The sequence below is a fragment of the Labrys neptuniae genome, assembly GCF_040797145.1.
GTDB classification, from domain to species: domain Bacteria; phylum Pseudomonadota; class Alphaproteobacteria; order Rhizobiales; family Labraceae; genus Labrys; species Labrys neptuniae.
In genome coordinates this window covers 93,004-109,144 of record NZ_JBFNQD010000013.1, presented here as the reverse complement: position 1 = coordinate 109,144, position 16,141 = coordinate 93,004, and the positions used below count along the sequence as shown (strand labels likewise).

At 64.8% G+C, this 16,141-nt stretch carries 13 protein-coding genes; 1 reads left to right on the top strand and 12 read right to left on the bottom strand.

Going from position 1 to position 16,141, the window contains the following annotated elements:
* Positions 1–5: 5 nt before the first annotated feature.
* The 10 genes from sctR to ABXS05_RS27385 all read right to left on the bottom strand — a co-directional run bounded on the left by sctR (position 6) and on the right by ABXS05_RS27385 (position 6,973).
* Positions 6–659: a type III secretion system export apparatus subunit SctR gene (gene sctR / locus ABXS05_RS27430; RefSeq protein WP_311936348.1), complete on the bottom strand. Its 654-nt coding sequence runs from the start codon at positions 657–659 to the stop codon at positions 6–8.
* Positions 652–1,593 carry a type III secretion system cytoplasmic ring protein SctQ gene (gene sctQ / locus ABXS05_RS27425; RefSeq protein WP_367626055.1) on the bottom strand — a complete coding sequence of 314 codons (942 nt, stop codon included), beginning with the start codon at positions 1,591–1,593 and terminating at the stop codon, positions 652–654. Before sctQ ends, sctR begins: the two co-directional genes overlap by 8 nt.
* Before the next feature lie 145 nt (positions 1,594–1,738).
* Positions 1,739–2,239: a type III secretion system stalk subunit SctO gene (sctO, locus tag ABXS05_RS27420; RefSeq protein WP_367626054.1), complete on the bottom strand. Its 501-nt coding sequence runs from the start codon at positions 2,237–2,239 to the stop codon at positions 1,739–1,741.
* Positions 2,232–3,584, bottom strand: coding sequence for a FliI/YscN family ATPase (locus ABXS05_RS27415; RefSeq protein WP_367626053.1), 1,353 nt, complete (start codon positions 3,582–3,584; stop codon positions 2,232–2,234). Before ABXS05_RS27415 ends, sctO begins: the two co-directional genes overlap by 8 nt.
* Positions 3,581–4,204, bottom strand: a complete 624-nt coding sequence (gene sctL / locus ABXS05_RS27410; protein ID WP_367626052.1) for a type III secretion system stator protein SctL — start codon at positions 4,202–4,204, stop codon at positions 3,581–3,583. Before sctL ends, ABXS05_RS27415 begins: the two co-directional genes overlap by 4 nt.
* 3 nt (positions 4,205–4,207) lie before the next feature.
* Positions 4,208–4,822 (bottom strand): hypothetical protein, encoded by a 615-nt coding sequence (locus tag ABXS05_RS27405; RefSeq protein ID WP_367626051.1) that lies wholly within the window; start codon positions 4,820–4,822, stop codon positions 4,208–4,210.
* Positions 4,819–5,631 carry a type III secretion system inner membrane ring lipoprotein SctJ gene (gene sctJ, locus ABXS05_RS27400; RefSeq protein WP_311936335.1) on the bottom strand — a complete coding sequence of 271 codons (813 nt, stop codon included), beginning with the start codon at positions 5,629–5,631 and terminating at the stop codon, positions 4,819–4,821. The genes ABXS05_RS27405 and sctJ overlap by 4 nt, the downstream gene beginning before the upstream one ends.
* Before the next feature lie 32 nt (positions 5,632–5,663).
* Positions 5,664–6,098 (bottom strand): hypothetical protein, encoded by a 435-nt coding sequence (locus ABXS05_RS27395; protein ID WP_311936333.1) that lies wholly within the window; start codon positions 6,096–6,098, stop codon positions 5,664–5,666.
* Between the two features lie 48 nt (positions 6,099–6,146).
* Positions 6,147–6,329 (bottom strand): hypothetical protein, encoded by a 183-nt coding sequence (locus tag ABXS05_RS27390; RefSeq protein WP_068281412.1) that lies wholly within the window; start codon positions 6,327–6,329, stop codon positions 6,147–6,149.
* A complete protein-coding gene (locus tag ABXS05_RS27385) occupies positions 6,326–6,973 on the bottom strand; it encodes a type III secretion protein (RefSeq protein ID WP_367626050.1) in 648 nt (215 codons plus the stop codon). Before ABXS05_RS27385 ends, ABXS05_RS27390 begins: the two co-directional genes overlap by 4 nt.
* A gap of 306 nt (positions 6,974–7,279) precedes the next feature.
* Between ABXS05_RS27385 and ABXS05_RS27380 the strand changes: the two genes are divergently transcribed.
* The gene (locus ABXS05_RS27380) at positions 7,280–7,960 is read left to right on the top strand and encodes a L,D-transpeptidase (RefSeq protein WP_367626049.1); all 681 of its coding nucleotides are present in this window, start codon (positions 7,280–7,282) and stop codon (positions 7,958–7,960) included.
* A 245-nt stretch (positions 7,961–8,205) separates the two neighbouring features.
* Here ABXS05_RS27380 and ABXS05_RS27375 read toward each other — a convergent pair whose 3' ends face one another.
* Positions 8,206–8,373, bottom strand: a complete 168-nt coding sequence (locus tag ABXS05_RS27375) for a hypothetical protein (RefSeq protein WP_367626048.1) — start codon at positions 8,371–8,373, stop codon at positions 8,206–8,208.
* Positions 8,374–8,495: 122 nt separating this feature from the next.
* Entirely contained in the window at positions 8,496–16,100 is a 7,605-nt protein-coding gene (locus ABXS05_RS27370; RefSeq protein WP_367626047.1) for a DUF4781 domain-containing protein, read from the bottom strand.
* Between the last annotated feature and the right edge of the window lie 41 nt (positions 16,101–16,141).

Below are 16,141 nucleotides of genomic sequence, written 5' to 3'. Positions count from 1 at the left end.
AACCGTCAATTGTAGCTGAGGATCAGGCCGTGCATCAGGCGCGACCAGCCGTCGATCGCCACGAAGAGCAGCAGTTTCAGCGGAATGGATATCAGTGTCGGCGAGACCATGATCATGCCCAGCGTCATCAGCACATTGGCGACCACCACATCGATGATGAGGAACGGCAGGTAGAGCAGGAAGCCGATCTCGAAGGCCCGCGTCAGTTCGGAGGCGACGAAGGCCGGCACCAGGATCTGCAGGTCGTCATCCTTCACTTCCGCCCGTGCCGGTTCCGGCCACAGCCGCTTGGTGCCGTCCAGGAAGAACTGGCGCTCCTGGGGCTGGGTGTAGCGCAGCAGATGCTGCTTGAGCGGTTCGCGGGCCAGCTCGGCTGCGCGCGTCAGGTCCTGCGTGGTCTGGAACTGGATGTTTTCCTGCTGCAGACGTCCCGAGATCTCGCCGATCAAGGGCGTCGTCACATAGACCGTCAGCACCAGGGCGATGCCGTAGATCACCAGGTTGGGCGGTGTCTGCTGGACACCGAGCGCGTTACGGATGAGGAAGAGGACGACGGAGATCTTCAGGAAACCCGTCATGGTCACCACGGCCAGCGGCAGAATGCCGACCAGGCCGACCGCGACGAGAAGGCCGAGAAGATTGGGCGAGCCCTCAAGCATCAGTTGCCATGCGAACGATACGCACTCCCATGCCGTCACCGACCTTCACGATCTCTCCGCGACCGATGCACTTGCCATTGGCCACGAGATCGACCGCAGGCTCGGAAAGCTCGGGGAGCGGCACGATGGAACCGGCAGCGAGCCGGCTGACCTCGTGCAAAGGCATCGTCATGCGGGCGAGTTCGAAGACGACCGTCACCGGCAAATCCTCCAGGCCCGCGTCGTCAGGCTGTCCGCTTGCCGATTGTGGTTCATCCATGATCCATCCCCATCTCGTTTTGCTGATCGGCATCGGTGCCGAAACAAGTCTGCCGCTCTGTCCGATCGGCTCCGCCAGCGCCGCCCGGCGCCCGGCCAGCACCACCAGGACCGTTTGCGCTCCGCGGGTCCAGCCATCGGTCATGACGATGTCGCCGGGCTGGAGGGTACGCAGTTCCCCCACCGAAAGGCTGGTCGCGGCCCACCAGAGGCTGACGGGCAGGGGCAGATCGAGCCGGCGAACGGCAGGCTTGCCCGATGCGGTGTCGAGGATACGGCCGATCCTGGTGGCGAGCGTGGCGTCCGCCTGCAGAAAGCAGGCGCTTTCGGCCTGGCCAGTGGACCGGAGGGCAAACGCGAAGGGCATATCGGGCGGGGAGCTGAGCCCGGTGGCTGCGATCAGCTCGATCGTCCCGTCCAGTTGCTGTTCCAGCCAGGCGATCTCATCCCGCAGGTAGGATTCCAGCAGTAGGGCAGCATGCGCGGGGGCCAGCGGCCCGACTGTGGCGCCAGGATTGGCCCGCGCCAGCCAGCGTTCGAACTGTGCAGGCGCGAGACAAAGACGGCCCGTTGCGGCACCGACCTTGAAGTCGATGGCGGTGGTCGTGTCCGGATCCACCGCCGGTTGCCACAGGACGGAAAGCAGGAACTCCTCACCGGCAACGCGGATCTTCACAGGCGGACGATGGCGATAGAAGGCGTTGAGGGCCGCGGCATCCGCGGGGGTGATCGCTTGCAGGCGGGCCGCCGAGACCGGGGGGGCGGCCGCAGGGCGCTGTCGCGTTTTTCCAAGTGCCGCTAGTCTCTGATGCATGCGAAAATCACGCTCTTCCTGGCTTGAGCTTTGACGCGGCCGCGAGGGTCGCTTCCTCCTCGATCGTGATTTCCTCGATCGCCTCCAGCCGGCGCCTGCTGCGCGATCTCATCTCGTCGACGAGACGGGTCAGTTTCTCGACGGCCTTGCGCCGGGCGTGGTGGTCCTCGCGTACCTGCATCAGCTTTTGCTGCTGCCCGGCTTCAGCCTGCCTTGCCTCTTCCGTCGCCTGCCGCAGCTGCTCCACTTCGCTGGCGGTAAGCTGGAAGCGGCCGCGCAGCGCCAGCAGGTCCTGGGCCGTCAGCGGCCGGCCCATGAGATCGACGAAGGAGGCTCGTTCGTCGGCCGCAGCCTGCTCGAGGCGAGTGGCGAGCGCGCTGGCCGCCGATCGCGCCCGATCCTGTGTTTCGCGAGCCAGGCGCTGCTGGTGGGCAACCGCTTCCAGGGCGCGTCGCTCGCGCAAGCTGCGGATCCTGTGGAGCTGGGAGATGATCGCCGGCCTAGCCATTGACGATATCCCGCAAGCGTTCGGCAGTGTGTTCCATGGCTTCCTGCTGATCGGAGGGCTGACGCAGGAAGGCATTGATCCGGTCGATCTTGGCGACGGCTTCATCGGCGACGGCGTCGCTGCCTTTCTGGTATTCGCCGATGCGCACAAGCAGTTCCACCTCGGCGTGGCGCGACATCAGCTCGCGTATGTGGGTCGCGTCGGCGCGGTGCTGCTGCGAGACCACCGCATTCATCAGGCGGCTTCTGCTGCGCAGGATGTCGATGGCCGGGAAATGGTCGCGCCGGGCCAGATCGCTCGACAGGAAGACATGGCCGTCGAGCAATGCCTGCAGCTCCTCGGCCACCGGGTCGAGCGTGCCGTCCCCTTCGAGCAGCACACTGTAGAGGCCGGTGATGGTGCCGATCTGACCCGGGCCGGCCCGCTCGAGCAGGCGCGGCAACGCCGCGAAAAGGGAGGGCGGAAAGCCGCGCCGTGTCGGCGGTTCGCCCGAGGCCAGGCCGATTTCGCGCTGGGCTCGGGCGAAGCGTGTGATGTTGTCCATCGCCAGCAGGACATGCTGGCCCCGGTCGCGGAAATATTCGGCGATGGTGGTGGCGACGAAGGCAGCCTTGACGCGTTCAATCGCCGGCCTGTCCGAGGTTGCCGCAACGATGACGGTACGCGCCATGCCCTCGGGGCCCAGCGCATGCTCGACGAATTCGCGCACTTCGCGGCCGCGCTCGCCTACCAGCGCGACCACGGCCACATCCGCGTCGGTGCCGCGTACGATATTGGCGAGCAGGGTCGATTTGCCGATACCTGGCTCACCGAACAGGCCGATGCGCTGGCCGCGGGCACAGGTAAGCATGCCGTCGAGCGCGCGGATGCCGAGCTGGATCGGTTCGCTGATCAGCCCGCGCGAGAGCGGCGACGGAGGGAAAGCGTGTACGGGGCGCCGGTCATCGAGGGTATCGCCATGCAGCGACCGGCCGTCGAGCGGCTCGCCAAGAGCGCTTACCACGCGGCCGAGCAGGCCCGGACCGACGCCGATCTGCAGCTGGGCCGCCACCGGAATCACTTCGGTCAGGCTCGACAGGCCAGCCAGGTCGTCGAGCGGAACCAGCACGGCAGAACCATCGGCAATGCCGACGACCTCGGCCCTGACGCGGCGGCCCGTCTTCGGATCGACCAGGTCGCAGATTTCGCCGAGCCGCGCCTCTTCCACCGTGGCATGGATGACGACCCCGACGACTTCGCGCACCCGCCCGCTTCGTGTTCGCTGGTTCTCTTCCCGCAGCCGCTTGCCGAGGCGCGGAACGATGTCGGCGAGTCTCGCGTCGATGTCGATGGAGGCGTCGGTCATGACGCTGCCTTTCTCGCCGACCCGAGTGCAGCGGCGACGGCATCGAGCTGGGTTCCGATACCGGCATCGATCACGGCGGCCTCACTCGCTACGATGCAGGCATCACGCGCGAGGGCAGGATCGGTCTCGACCTCGATGGGGAAGCCGAATTGCCGCTCCCGCGTGAGTGCGTCGAGTTCCTCGCGAACCCTGCCATATGAATCGGGGTGAACGGTGAGCCTGAGATATTTGGCCTGCCTGACCTCGGCGACGGCCTGGCGGGCGATCTTGGCGACGAGTTCGTCGAGATCGAAGCTGCCCAGCAGGCGCCGGGCGACTTCCAGTACCAGGCCGCTGACCTGGTTTTCGACACCCTCGAAATAGCGATCGAGCTTGGCCGTCGTCTCGGTGACGAGACGTGCAGCCTCCCGTTTGCCTTGGGCAAGCCCGTCTTCATAGCCCTGCGCATATTCGGCGGCATAGGCCCGCCGTCCTGCCTCGCGCAGGTGTCCGGCGTCCTGCCGCGCGGTTTCCAGAAAGCCATAGCCGTCCTGCCAGGCCTTTGCCTCCGCCGCGCGCAGGATGCGCCCGGTCGGGCGCCTGGGTCGATCGGCCAGGGGGCCTGTGTCCTGCCCTGCCATCTTCTACCTCGAGCCAGCGGCCCGCCGCACGATCGGCGGGCCCAATTGCGTAGAAGGCGCCGGTCCGATGCCATCGAGTTCCGGACGGGGCGGCAGCTTGAGGCGGACCCGCATCCCGACACCCGCCGGCAGGGCATCGCACCAGGCGCCGAGGCAGCGCCAGCCATCGGCCGTGACCCGCCCCGTCAGGCCGGCGATCGGGTCGAGGTCCTGTTCGGGACCGGCAAGGTCGCGATTGACCACCGCGAATTCACAGAGCGCTTCGCCGAGTTGCGCATGCAGCGCCGCCGTGGTCTCACGGCGGATCACGCCGGCGAAAGCGGCGGCCCAGTAGATCGCGCCGGCTTTCAGCGCGATATCGGCCAGCGCGTCCGGGTCACAGAGCGCGATGGCCCGGTCGCCTTCATCGACCTGCGGCTCCTGGGGAGAAAAGCCGTAATGCTCGCCGATCAGGCTGGAGAGCCTTGCCTCCAGCCGCCCGGCAGTCAGCATATGGGCGCAAGCCTCGTCACCCAGCGAGCCGCCGAAACAGGGAACCAGGCGCGCCGCAATCGCATGAAGGGCCGGCTTGTGCAGAAAGGACTGCCAGGCCTGGGCAGCATCGATCTTGCCGGTCATGGCGCCCTCTTCACGGCGCGAAGGGGAGGAGCGCTGTCGAGAGTGTAGACATCGCGCCGCCGCCGCCAGTGAAGATAGGCCAGGCTCCCGACCAGGAGCACGACCATGGCGATCAGCCCGTAGACGATCCACATGGCACGCGCGAGGTCGTCGGGATGCAGCCAGATGCCCATGAAGTTCGTGAGGCCCGGCTCGCTCGTGGTCGGCTCGACCGCCGCCGCGACCGGCACGAGGATGACCGAAACATTGTCATAGGTCAGGCCGGCAACGCCGTTGGCAACCAGCATCTTCACCTGCGGCACCAGTTCCTTCATGTCGACCGAGGTGCGATGGCGGATGAAGACCGATGCCGAGGACGGCACCAGTTGCTGCTTGAGCGGATCGTTCTCCGGCAGGACGAGATGGACGCGGGCCGACAGCACGCCGTCGATGTCGGAGATGGTTTGCGAGAGTTCCTGGCTGAGGCCGTAGATCATCGCCGCGCGTTCCTCCACCGGGGAGGAGACGAGCCCGTCGCGCTTGAACACCTGGCCGAGGGTGGCGAATTTCTCCTTCGGCAGCCCGATCGCGTCGAGCACGGACATGGCTTCGGCAAAGCGCGCCTTGTCGACCAGGACGGTCACCGTACCTTCCTTGTCGATCTGGCGCTGGGCGGGAATGCCCTTGCGCACCAGGGCGGCGACTACTTCGTTGCCCTGGCGCTGGCTGAGGCCGGTATAGAGTTCCACCGTGCAGGCCTGCAGGAACAGCACGCCGACAAGAGCAAAGACGGTGCCGAACCGGCGCAGCCAGGCCGGCAACCGATGCATCGATACTGGCCTCACGGAGCCCCCGCCACGCACTATTGCTGTTTGATCAGCGTGTTGACCGAGCCGGTGGCGGCCGTCACGCTGTTGATGGCGACGGAGACATTGGCTGCCGCCCACATGAAGGAAATGGCGCGATCCAGCGTCAGATCCGCGTTCGGCTGGCCCGGTGGCCCTTCATTGCCGGCCGCGGCATTGCCGGTTCCTTCGCCGGCCGGCGGGGCGGAACCTGCCTGGGGCCCGTTCTTGGCAAAGGCCGACTGGGCCTGCTGCACCACCCCTTCGAGCGAGTGGAGGGCACCGCCGACGAGGGTGGCGGGATCATTGGGCTGCCCGGTTCTGCCAACGCTCTTTTCCATCTCCACGAGATAGTCGAAGAGCTGATGCTCGACATTCGCCTGTGGCTGGGGCGGTTGGAACTGGGTGGGTGCCGCCGAAACCGCGCCTATGGCAGCGTCTGCAAGCTGCATGTTCATTCCTCATCGATCGCCGATTGGGGCCTGCCTTCCGGTTCCAGCTCAGCCTTCCTCGTTGCGGGCCTGCTGCATGCCTTCCAGAGCCCGGTCGCCCTGCTGCTGGGCCATGCTCACGGCGAAGTTGGCGAGGGTTTCTTCCATCTGCTTCTGCAGGGCCGCTTCCTGGCTTTCCTTGCTCGGGTCGGGCTGATTGGTCGGGCTGATACCGTTGCTCTCGATCTTCATTTGCTCTCTCCTGGATGCTTGGCGGCGGGCGAGGTCTCGACCTCGGCGCGCCGGCCTCGGAAAACACGCACCGGCACAACATTTTCGGCCGAACCGTCGACTTCGCGCGCCCGCGTCGGACCGGACGGCTCGGTCAGCACGCCGAGCGCCTTGCGGACGGCGTCGATATAGGCAGGCGGGCCGGAAACCGAGACGACCCGCTCGTTCTGGGCGATCTTGATGGGGTAGCGTGCATCGGCGACGCCGAGTTCCCGCAGTCGGCCGGGGATGCCGGGCAGGGTGGCTGCGTCGACCTTGAACATGTCGGTACGCATTTCGGCTTCGGTCGCCACGGCCAGGCTGGAGCCATCATAATACCAGACCAGTCCGTATCGGTCGCAGACCCATTGCAGGAACTCGCGCGCCGTGCCTATCGGCATGCCGGCACTCAGGCGACCTTTCACCCCGTCGCTGAGCTTTACCGGAACGTGGATGTTGCGGCCGAACTCGGTCAAGGCGTCGCGTACCGACTGGTCGATGGTGATGTATTTGTAGGAACCGGCAGGCCAGTCAGGCTCGGCTGCGCGCGTGGGCAAAGCCGCCACGCACAGGCAAAATCCGACTGCGAAGCCGAGAATGGCAGGGGAGCGACGACGCGTTCCCATAGCCATCCTGCTGGTCTCAAATTCCATGCCCCTTACCTGTGCAACGACGCGTCCGCTCTTCGAGCGTGAGTCCCATGCGGCATGATTTGCCTGCCAAACCGTGCCGCACATTATCGTGATCGTCGCTGAAATGAAAGTCCAATTGGATTATAGATCCATAGGCAAGTGCCAAACGCTTCAGATTCGTGCTGCGGCTGGAGGTACGTTGTTACGGTTTTCGAACGAGGCGACGCGCAGGGGAGAGCAGGGGAAATGACGGTCGAAGCAGGGCGTCTTCATGCGTGCCGCTGGCTGCGAGGCAAACCCATGATCCTGCAATCCGTCATGCGCAGAGCCGCGATGGCTGTCGCTGTCGCCGGCACCGTATCATTGTCGATGATGGGTATCGCCGCGGCCCAGGCCGGCGGCTACGATCCGCGCACATGGGTCTATGACGGCGAGGATGACGTGGTCATCGCGCCCTCGGACAATCCGGGGGATGTCGTCGGTGAGCCCGCCCCTGGGGCCGCCCGTCAACCGGCGACGCGGCGCACGCCGCCGATCGCGCGCCAAATCGTGGCCTTCGCCGAACCCCATCCCAAGGGATCGATCATCGTCGACACCGGCGAGCGCCGCCTCTACTACGTGCTCGGCGACGGCAGGGCGCTCAAATATGCCATCGGGGTCGGACGCGAGGGTTTTTCCTGGTCGGGCCGGGACCGCATTCTCGACAAGAAGGAATGGCCCGATTGGCGTCCGCCTGCCGAAATGCGGGAAAGAGAGGCCGCACAGGGACACTACCTGCCGGTGCGCTTGGCCGGTGGGCCCAACAACCCGCTCGGCGCGCGTGCGCTCTATATCGGCAATACCCTCTATCGCATCCACGGCACCAATGCGCCCTGGACTGTCGGCACGGCCAATTCTTCGGGCTGCATCCGCATGACGAACGATGACGTGATCGATCTCTATCAACGCGCCTCGATTGGCGCCGAGGTCGTCGTGCGGTAGTCGGAGGTACGAAAATACTGATAAATTCTTGTAGAAATTGCCGACAAGGGCGCTCCGCAACCCTTCCGGGTGCTGTGTTGGCTTCCAGGGCCGAGGCTGGCGTTTGGGACGAACCTATCGGATGCACAGAGCCATATTCGGGAAGAGGATCCGTTTTCTGGCCCACGCTTTGGCATAAATCATTGTCTTAGCATCATTTTTTAGGTCCGACGGTCAGTCTTCCCGGGAATGTCGCGCTGGAAGAATCAGGTCTTCTTTCCGCCTGCCCAGAAAGCCGCGATCACGCCGACGGCGATGAAGATCATCATCGCGAAGAACACCTGGGCGATCTGGAAATTGAGGGAATCCCTGGCCACGAAAAGAGCGGCGACGGGCGCCGCCACGAACAACAACAATCGAATGATCACGCCCATCTGTGCCTCCATGGCTCGCTTCGAAGCCAGGGAGCAGATTGGGCTTGTCATCGGTGCCTTGCATTGACCTGAATCAAGGCGAGATCGGACTCCTGCGGGCTCGGAATGCTTCCGAACTCATCTCATGCCGTCGCGCCAGGCAGGTAGATGCGGTCCCCGGCAAAGATGACGTCCGGGATAGCGATGTGGCCCATGTTGAGCAACACCGTTTCCCGCACATCGGCCGAATGGTTGCGCGCGATGCCGCCCATCGTATCGCCGTCGCGGGCGATGATCGGCTGATAGCCCTGGCGTTCGAGTTCGGGATTGAGACGTCCCTCGCCATCCTGTGCTCCGGCCGGATGGGTCTGCACGAAACTGGCTTCGACCCAGCCCTGATGCTCCGTGCCATCCGCGCCATGGGCACTGACGGGAACCCAGGTCCTGCCGGATTCGTCGGTTTTGGAAACGCCCGTTTCCTTGACCAGGGAACCTGGCCGGATCACCGTCTCCACACCGGAATCGCCAGCCGGCTCGTCCCGCAGATTGAGCCCGTCATCCGCCGAGACGACGAACTGGGCCGGCGTCGCCTCCGATGTGCCGGGTTCTCTCGGCAGAGGCTTGTTCGGGCCCGCTTTCGTCGTGGTCGGCGAGGGAGTTGAGGAACTGGTGGCGGTAGGCGAGGTGGTGGGCGTTGGTGTCGTCTTTGACGGCGTTGGTGTTGGCGTTGCTGGCGCCGGTGTCGTCGGCGTCGGGGTCGGCGTGGAATTGTTGCCAGAGGGCTGTACCCCTGGGGCATTTGCCTTGTTCTGCTGATCCAGCCAATTCGCGACCACGATGCCGCTGAACAGGATCATGCCGCCGCCGAAGGTGACACCGAAGACGACACGATCGAAGCCTGACATACTAGGCTCCCATTTCCCGCGTCCCAGTCCTGTCCGGGCACCGCGTGCCCACAGATAGGCCGAACCGAGGAGGAAGGCGGCGTTGTCGACCGTATCGGCGGCGCCCGGAACGAAGTCGAACCCTTTTGACACGAAATCCGGCACGCCAGGCAGGCTCGAGAGGTTCGAGCCGTCCTTGGGGATGGAATCGCCGAGCGAGAGGCCGCTCCCGATCGCATAGGAGGGCAGGTTCCATTTGTCGGCCATCGGCATGGTGGGCCGGCCGGTGCGGGCTTCGCGCACGGCCTTGGCGAAATAGAAGGCGTTGCTTCCTTCAAACAGGGCTCCGCCGGCACCGCCCAGAGTGACCGAGGTCGGGATGCCGGCCGCCTGGGTCGGCAGATAGCTCAGCGCATCGCCGATCTTCATGATACGGCCCAGCGGCGTGTGGAGCGCCGTCCATTTGCCCGGCAGGGCCGCAGCGGCGCTCATGGTCAGACCGCGCCAGGCGAGACCACCGGCTCGCATGTAGGCTTGGACATGCGGTGGCAGGGCTGGCCAGACGGCGGCAAAGGTGGCCGTGGCGGTCGTGGTGAGAACGAGATCGTCGACGCCCATCGCGCGCATTTTTGCCAGCGCCCGCACTGGCGCCGAGGCGGGCGTGTAGCCGTTGAGGGCCGAGCGCTGGTTGCCCTTCAGCAGGGCGGTCTGGAAAGGCTTGAGCACATCGACCTGGGCTGGCGTGAGGGCCTGCAATTGATCGTCCTTCAGGCCTGCCAATTGGTTCGGCCTGAGTTTCTTCACCTGCTCCGGCGTCAACTCAGCCAGTTGCGAGGGGTTGAGCTCGGCCAGATCGAGATATTTGATGCGTTTGGGCGCGATGGCGCGTAATTGGTCCGGCGTCAGATCCCTCAATTGATCGGGCGTGAGATTGACGATTCCACTCGGCGAGAGGCGGGCGATGTCATCCGGAGACAGGTTGCGGACCTCGATGAGTTCGTCCAGGAGCTTGCGCCCTTCCTCGCTCATCGCTTTCTTCTGGGTGTCGCCAACCGCCTCCATCTGCGCCAGCGTCAATTCGGGAATCTGCTTGCGTGTCAGGGTGGCTGCCATATCGGCGACAGATGCATTGGGCAGAGCGCGCAGCTGTTCGCCGGAAAAGGCTCTGATCTGCGACTTGGTCAGTGCCGAAAGCTGATCGGGTTTCAGCCATCCGGCCTGCTTGGCGTCCAGACTGGCGATATCGAGATATTTGACGCGATTGCTCGGGATCGCGCCGATCTGGGCCTGCGTCAACTGCCCCTGCAGGCCGGATCGCTTGAAGGCTTCCCATTGCTTCAAGGTCAACCAGGAGACCTGCTTGGGCAGCATGGAGCCGATATTCAGGTCTGCAATACGGTTCTCTGGGATCGAGCGCGTTTGAGCCCGCGACAGATGAGGCAGCAGCCCCGCCTGATTGAAGGCTTTCCATTGGCTGTTGGTCATTGCCGCGATCTGGGCCTGAGAGAGACCCCCGATCTGTCTTTTCGTCAAACTGGCGCTATCGAGATATTGGACGCGATTGTCGGGTATCGCCCCGATCTGGCCCTGAGTCAGGTGCTCCTGCAGGCCGGCCTGATGGAGCCCCTGCAATTGCTTGCCATTGAGGGCCGCGACCTGAGCCTTGGTCAGCGAGCGAACCTGGGATTTCGTCAGGGATCCGGCGTCGATATTCCTGATCCTGTTTTCCGGAATCGCCTGCAATTGGCCGCGCGTGAGCGAACCCTGCAGTCCGGCCTGTTTAAAGGCTTCCCACTGCTTGGGCGTGAACGCGGCGACCTGGTCCGGCTTCAGCCAGGGCACGTTCTTGGCGTTGAGCTGGGTGAAGTCCAACTGCTTGGGATCGGTGGCTTGCAATTGCTTGCGCGTGGGAGGCGTGCTTTTCGGCGATTGGCCCGAAGGGGTGGGGGCGGTCTTCTTGCCTAGGGTGATCGGGTCGATGGGGCCGTCGCCGGCACCATGTACGCTGCTCGGGGAGGCAGGAGGCGCCGCATCCCTGCCGCCTCCAAACCAGAAGTCGCTCTGGGCGGCATGGTTGGGTTGCTGGAGCGTTGCGCCACCGGAAACATCGGTCAGCGGCAGGCCGGGCAGTTCGACCACCTCCTTGCCTCCTTCGGCAGGCTTGATGGCGCCGGCAAGCTCGACAGGTCCGTCATAGGCGCGCGTCCGCACGCCGAGCCTGTCGGCCACCTCGCCGGCGAGGGACCGCGTGAGGGGACTGCCGGTTTGATGGTCGAGGGAACCGGCGCGGCAGGCGAGGATCGTGATGCCCTGGCCGTCGCGATAGCCGGCATTGCGCAGGTCCTCGATCAGCTGGGTCGCGCCAGGCAGGTTGGTCTCGTCGGCGATCACCAGGAAAGTGTCCTTGTCGACCGCGCCCTTGTTGGACAGCCCGATCGACAGGTCCTTGGCAGCCACAGGCTGCCCGCCGATCGTCACCGTACCGTCGGGAAGATAGTTCAGCGTGCGGCCGTTTTCCGAGCCGAACGAGCGTGTATTTACCGAGGCAGGCAATGCCGTCGAAGGGGACCCGCCGGCCGACTCGTCGGCCGCGGCGAGCGGCTTGGTGGCTCGCAGCCCCTTGACGCCCAGGCCCGTGCCGGCGACGCCGACGCCGAGGCTGGTCAACGCGCTGGCGAATTCAAGGCCGCTCATCTGGTCGCCATAAGCGGCCAGGTCATGGGCCGACACTGCCGTCAGCGGCACGCCCGTGCCGATGGCCGCCCAGTCGAGGCCGCGCGCGGTACGGTTCAGCCCGCCCGAACTCCTCATATAGGCGTCTGCCGTCGTGGCGACGGAGCTGCCTTGCCCGGTCATGCCGATGCTGGCCCGGAACGCCTGCGTCACCGACAATTCCGTGGTTTTCGCCATGCCGATGGTGCGCAACACGCTCGATCCCATCGGCAGGACGGTGGTGGCCACCGTGCCGATGTTCATCATCGATTCCATGTCGCCCAGTTCGCCGCCATGCTGGAGATAGTCCACTTCCTTGATGACGGCGCGGGTGCCGAGATAGGCGCCCCCGGCATAGGCCACGCCGGCGGCGAGCGGCGAGAAGGGATTGGGAATGACGGCGACGGCCGTGGCGAGGGCGGTGCCGATGCCCACGATCGGATCGATGATCTTGTCGAAGGTCGAGACATTGCGGGCCTGCACGATCTCCAGGTCGATCTTGCCGTCGGCCCCGGGCTTCATGCTGAGGCCAACAGGCACGATCAGCTTGCCGCTTTCCTGGAACTGGCGGTTGTTGTCCTGGAAATCCTTGATGGACTCGAATTTCTGGCCGGTGGCATCGACATACCAGGTCTTATCGCCATCCTGGACGGCGAAAAGCGAGACCTGTTGCGCACCGACCTTGTCGTCGACATAGAACAGGGGCACGACCTTGACCGAGGCGGTGTTGCCGCCGATGTCGCGGATCTCGTCGACGACCTTGTCGAGGGTCGTGCGGCCATCGTCGCTGGAAGTGTCGAGGCCGAGGGTGCGCGCAACCAGCCCTTCCTGGGCCTGGCGCCCCTCGAGCGGCGTGAACTGGTCATTGTAGCCGGAATTGTAGAGGTTCTGGAACGTGGCCTGGTAGACCGACATCGCCTGGTCGGGATGGTCGTCGAGATAGACGCTCTGCAGATGGGCATAATAGGGCGCCGATCCCGCATCGTCCAACAGCTTGAGCGGCTGGGTTAGCAGGAAGGAATACCATTGTTCGGAGCGCTCGGCCGATTGGCGGGCATTCTCGACGCTGGCGCGCTGATCCTGCGCCGCATCGAGCCGGATCTGGGCCGCCGCGACGTCGGGATGGACCCATAACCACTGGCCATTGACCTCCATGCGAACAGGCTTGCCGCTCTTGACGATGGCATCGATGCCGCCGCGCTGCACGTCGCCGGCCATGTCCGGGGTCACCTGCACCTTCTGGCCATTGACCGTGACTTCCACAGGCTGGGTACCCTGGGGCAGCAGGCCTGCGGGCGCCTCGACACTGCCCGGGCCGTGCTGCTTGAGGGCGCCATCGAGATCGGTCTTCAGCCCGGTGATCTGCTTGTCGAGACCGTCCCGCACCAGACCGAGCTGGTCCTTCATCATCGCCTGGATCTGCTGGCCGGCCGAAACCTGCGCCGCCTTGGCCGCCGCCAGGCCTCCCCGGCCGTCGGCGTAGCACATATTGGCGTTGGCGGGGTTGTTGAGAAGCGCCTGCCACTGCTTGTTGAGTTCACCGTTGCGCAGGTCCTCGCGGATGTTCTTGTCGCTGGTCGCGAAGGTCAGTTGAACCCGTTTGGTATCGTGCTCGTATTTGGTCTCCAGGTAGAGCTGATGATCCTTGGGATCCTCTATGACGTGCTGTTCCTTGATCTTGCCCAGATAGTCGCCGCCATAGGTGGAATATTCCTTCTCCATATCGAAGGAGCCGGGATTGGCGGCGCGGTACTGTGCCAGGATCTTCTGCCGGAGATCGGTGGCCTGAACTTCCTGGCCAGAAAGCGTGCTCGTGGCCGAATAGAAGTTGGAATAGGTCGTGGCTGCATCGACCTGCTTGCCGGCATTCTCGCTCAATGTCTTGGCATCGCTGAGATTTTTCTCAGCCGCCGTGCGCTCCGGCGTGCCCGGCTTGGTGGCGTTGACCTCCTGCTGCCGGACGCCGACGAGATAGTCCGCCAGTGCCTTGTCGCCCTGGCTGGAAGAGAGCCCCGCCTGGTAGAACAGCGCAGTCACGTCGTCATGGGCCGCCTTGGACTGGGCGTCCTTCAATTCGTAATTGGTATGATCGTCGGCGGCGGTGGCCCTTACCGTCGTCTGCCCGGGGAGGGGGGGCGGAGGCGGCAATGTCGCCTGCTTGCTGATCGCCTGGTCGAGAAGGCGTTGGGCCTTCTCGTAGTTCTCGCGCGCCGTTGTCGCATTGGTGAGCTGGCTGTTGGCATCGGTGAGGGCCTTCTTGGCGTCGGCGAGCGAGCCCTCCGGCGTCGGCGCGTTCCATTGCAGGCCGAAGGGGGCCAGCTTGTCGTCGAGCAGGACCTTGGCGTCGGTCATCGCGCCCTTATAGGCGGGATCGAGCGCGTAGACGTTCAGCTGTGCCTGTGACTGATTGACCTTGGCACTGGCCTCGGCCCGCTGCCCGATGGCGACGTTTTCGGCGTCCATCGCCTTGGCGACCACCGGATCGACCCATTTGCCGTTCTTCGGCACCCAGTCGCCTCCCGACGGTGCCTTGCCGGGGGGCGGGGTGCCATAGGGGTTTTCCGCCGTCGGATTGGTTCCAGGCTGGCCCTCGCCATATTTTGCGATGGCGTCCTGGGTTTTCTGGTGCAGGTCGGTGACGGCCTGCTGCAGGCTTGGCAATTCCTCGCCGGCGAAGATGCCGTCGAGGGTGGTCTTGACGATCTCGGCCTTCTTGGCTTCCTGCGGATCGGAACTCTTGGGGTCGATGGAGACGAGGGTCTGGGCGAGCGCGGCCTCGGCGCTGTCGGGCTTGACCTTGACGTCGCGCCCGGTGGCGTCGTCATGCAGGGTCATGCTGCCATCCGGCTTGGTGGTCAGCGTGTAGCCGTTGAAGGTCACGGAGACGGTGGTGTCCTTGCCCTGCTTCACGGTGCGCGTGGTGCGACCATTGCCCTCCACGACGCTCTTGGTCTCGGTCCCGTTGGCTTCCGTGCTGGTGGTGACCGCATTGCCCTTTTCGTCGGTCGTGCGCACCGTTTGGGAATCGTGCTGATAGTCCTGGTAGTAGCCGGTGACCGTCTTGCCGGTCTTCTGGTCGACGATCTCCGTCGATTGCACGTCGCCATTGTCGCTGGTGGGCTGGCTCGTCTTGACCTCCAGGCCCGCGGCCGCGAGCTGGGCGGTCACCTGCTCCTTGGTCAGCCCGCGTTCGGCGGCGATCTGGTCGATGCTCTTGCCGGCGGCGACATCCTTCCCGATGCCCTCGGCTCCCTTGCGGGTTGGGTCCTGGCTGGCGGCAAGCGTGGTCTTCTGCCCCTTGGCATCGGTCACCACCGTGGTGGACTTGCCGTCCGCGCCGGTCGTCTTCACCGTCGTCACGCCATTGGAGAGCTGCGTCGTCTGGGTGATCGTTCCCGTTCCCAGATCGTCCTCGCGGCGGGTTGTCGTCGTTCCCGTCTTCGGGTCGTAGTTGGTGGTGATCTTCTGGCCGGATTCGTCGCGCACCGGCGTGTCGGTCTCCTTGCCCTTGGCGTCCTTCACCTGGGTGTAGTAGGTGCCGTGCTGGAAATCGTAATATTCGGTGACGGTCTGGCCGGTCTTGGGGTCGCTGATCTCAGTGGTGCGGACGTCGCCATTGTCGCTCTTCGGATCGGTTGTCTTGATGTCGAGGCCGCCGGCCTTGAGCTCATTGAGCACCTGGTCGCGCGTCAGCCCGCGTTCGGTGGCGATCTGGTCGACGCTCTTGCCTGTCTGAACGTCCTTGACGATGGCGCCGGCATCGGCCCCCGGCTTCGGCGTATCGGCGGGAGCCGGATTGTCGACGAGCGTAACGGCCGGCGTGCCGCTCTGGGGCGTGACGAACAAGGCGGGGGTTACCGTCGGTGCACCGGATGAAGGGATCAGCGGCGTAGTGTTCGCGAAGGCCAGCGGCGTAACGACCGGGCTTGGTGCCGTCGCCGGCGGCTCGAGTTTCGTCAGCTCCGTATTGGTCTGCTTGAGTTCCTTCTGCAGCTTGGTGGCCTCTTCGGCCTCGCCCATCTTCTGTGCGAGTCGGATCTGCTCACGCAGCTTCTGCGCCTGGGCTCGAAGTTCTGCGATGCGGTCGATGTCGTTCTTGGGCGTGATCTTCGGCGGAGGTGGCGGCGGCAGAAAGATGGGACGAACGACCATGCGTTGAATCTCCAAAGGCAGCCCGATTTCCTGCGCACCTC

Bases quoted from the DNA above. Each gene is read 5' to 3' on its own strand.
- ABXS05_RS27405 (WP_367626051.1), bottom strand. From the start codon at position 4,822: ATGACCGGCAAGATCGATGCTGCCCAGGCCTGGCAGTCCTTTCTGCAC.
- sctR (WP_311936348.1), bottom strand. From the start codon at position 659: ATGCTTGAGGGCTCGCCCAATCTTCTCGGCCTTCTCGTCGCGGTCGGC.
- ABXS05_RS27390 (WP_068281412.1), bottom strand. From the start codon at position 6,329: ATGAAGATCGAGAGCAACGGTATCAGCCCGACCAATCAGCCCGACCCG.
- sctJ (WP_311936335.1), bottom strand. From the start codon at position 5,631: ATGCATCGGTTGCCGGCCTGGCTGCGCCGGTTCGGCACCGTCTTTGCT.
- ABXS05_RS27380 (WP_367626049.1), top strand. From the start codon at position 7,280: ATGATCCTGCAATCCGTCATGCGCAGAGCCGCGATGGCTGTCGCTGTC.
- sctO (WP_367626054.1), bottom strand. From the start codon at position 2,239: ATGGCTAGGCCGGCGATCATCTCCCAGCTCCACAGGATCCGCAGCTTG.
- ABXS05_RS27385 (WP_367626050.1), bottom strand. From the start codon at position 6,973: ATGGGAACGCGTCGTCGCTCCCCTGCCATTCTCGGCTTCGCAGTCGGA.
- ABXS05_RS27415 (WP_367626053.1), bottom strand. From the start codon at position 3,584: ATGACCGACGCCTCCATCGACATCGACGCGAGACTCGCCGACATCGTT.
- ABXS05_RS27395 (WP_311936333.1), bottom strand. From the start codon at position 6,098: ATGCAGCTTGCAGACGCTGCCATAGGCGCGGTTTCGGCGGCACCCACC.
- sctL (WP_367626052.1), bottom strand. From the start codon at position 4,204: ATGGCAGGGCAGGACACAGGCCCCCTGGCCGATCGACCCAGGCGCCCG.
- ABXS05_RS27370 (WP_367626047.1), bottom strand. From the start codon at position 16,100: ATGGTCGTTCGTCCCATCTTTCTGCCGCCGCCACCTCCGCCGAAGATC.
- ABXS05_RS27375 (WP_367626048.1), bottom strand. From the start codon at position 8,373: ATGGGCGTGATCATTCGATTGTTGTTGTTCGTGGCGGCGCCCGTCGCC.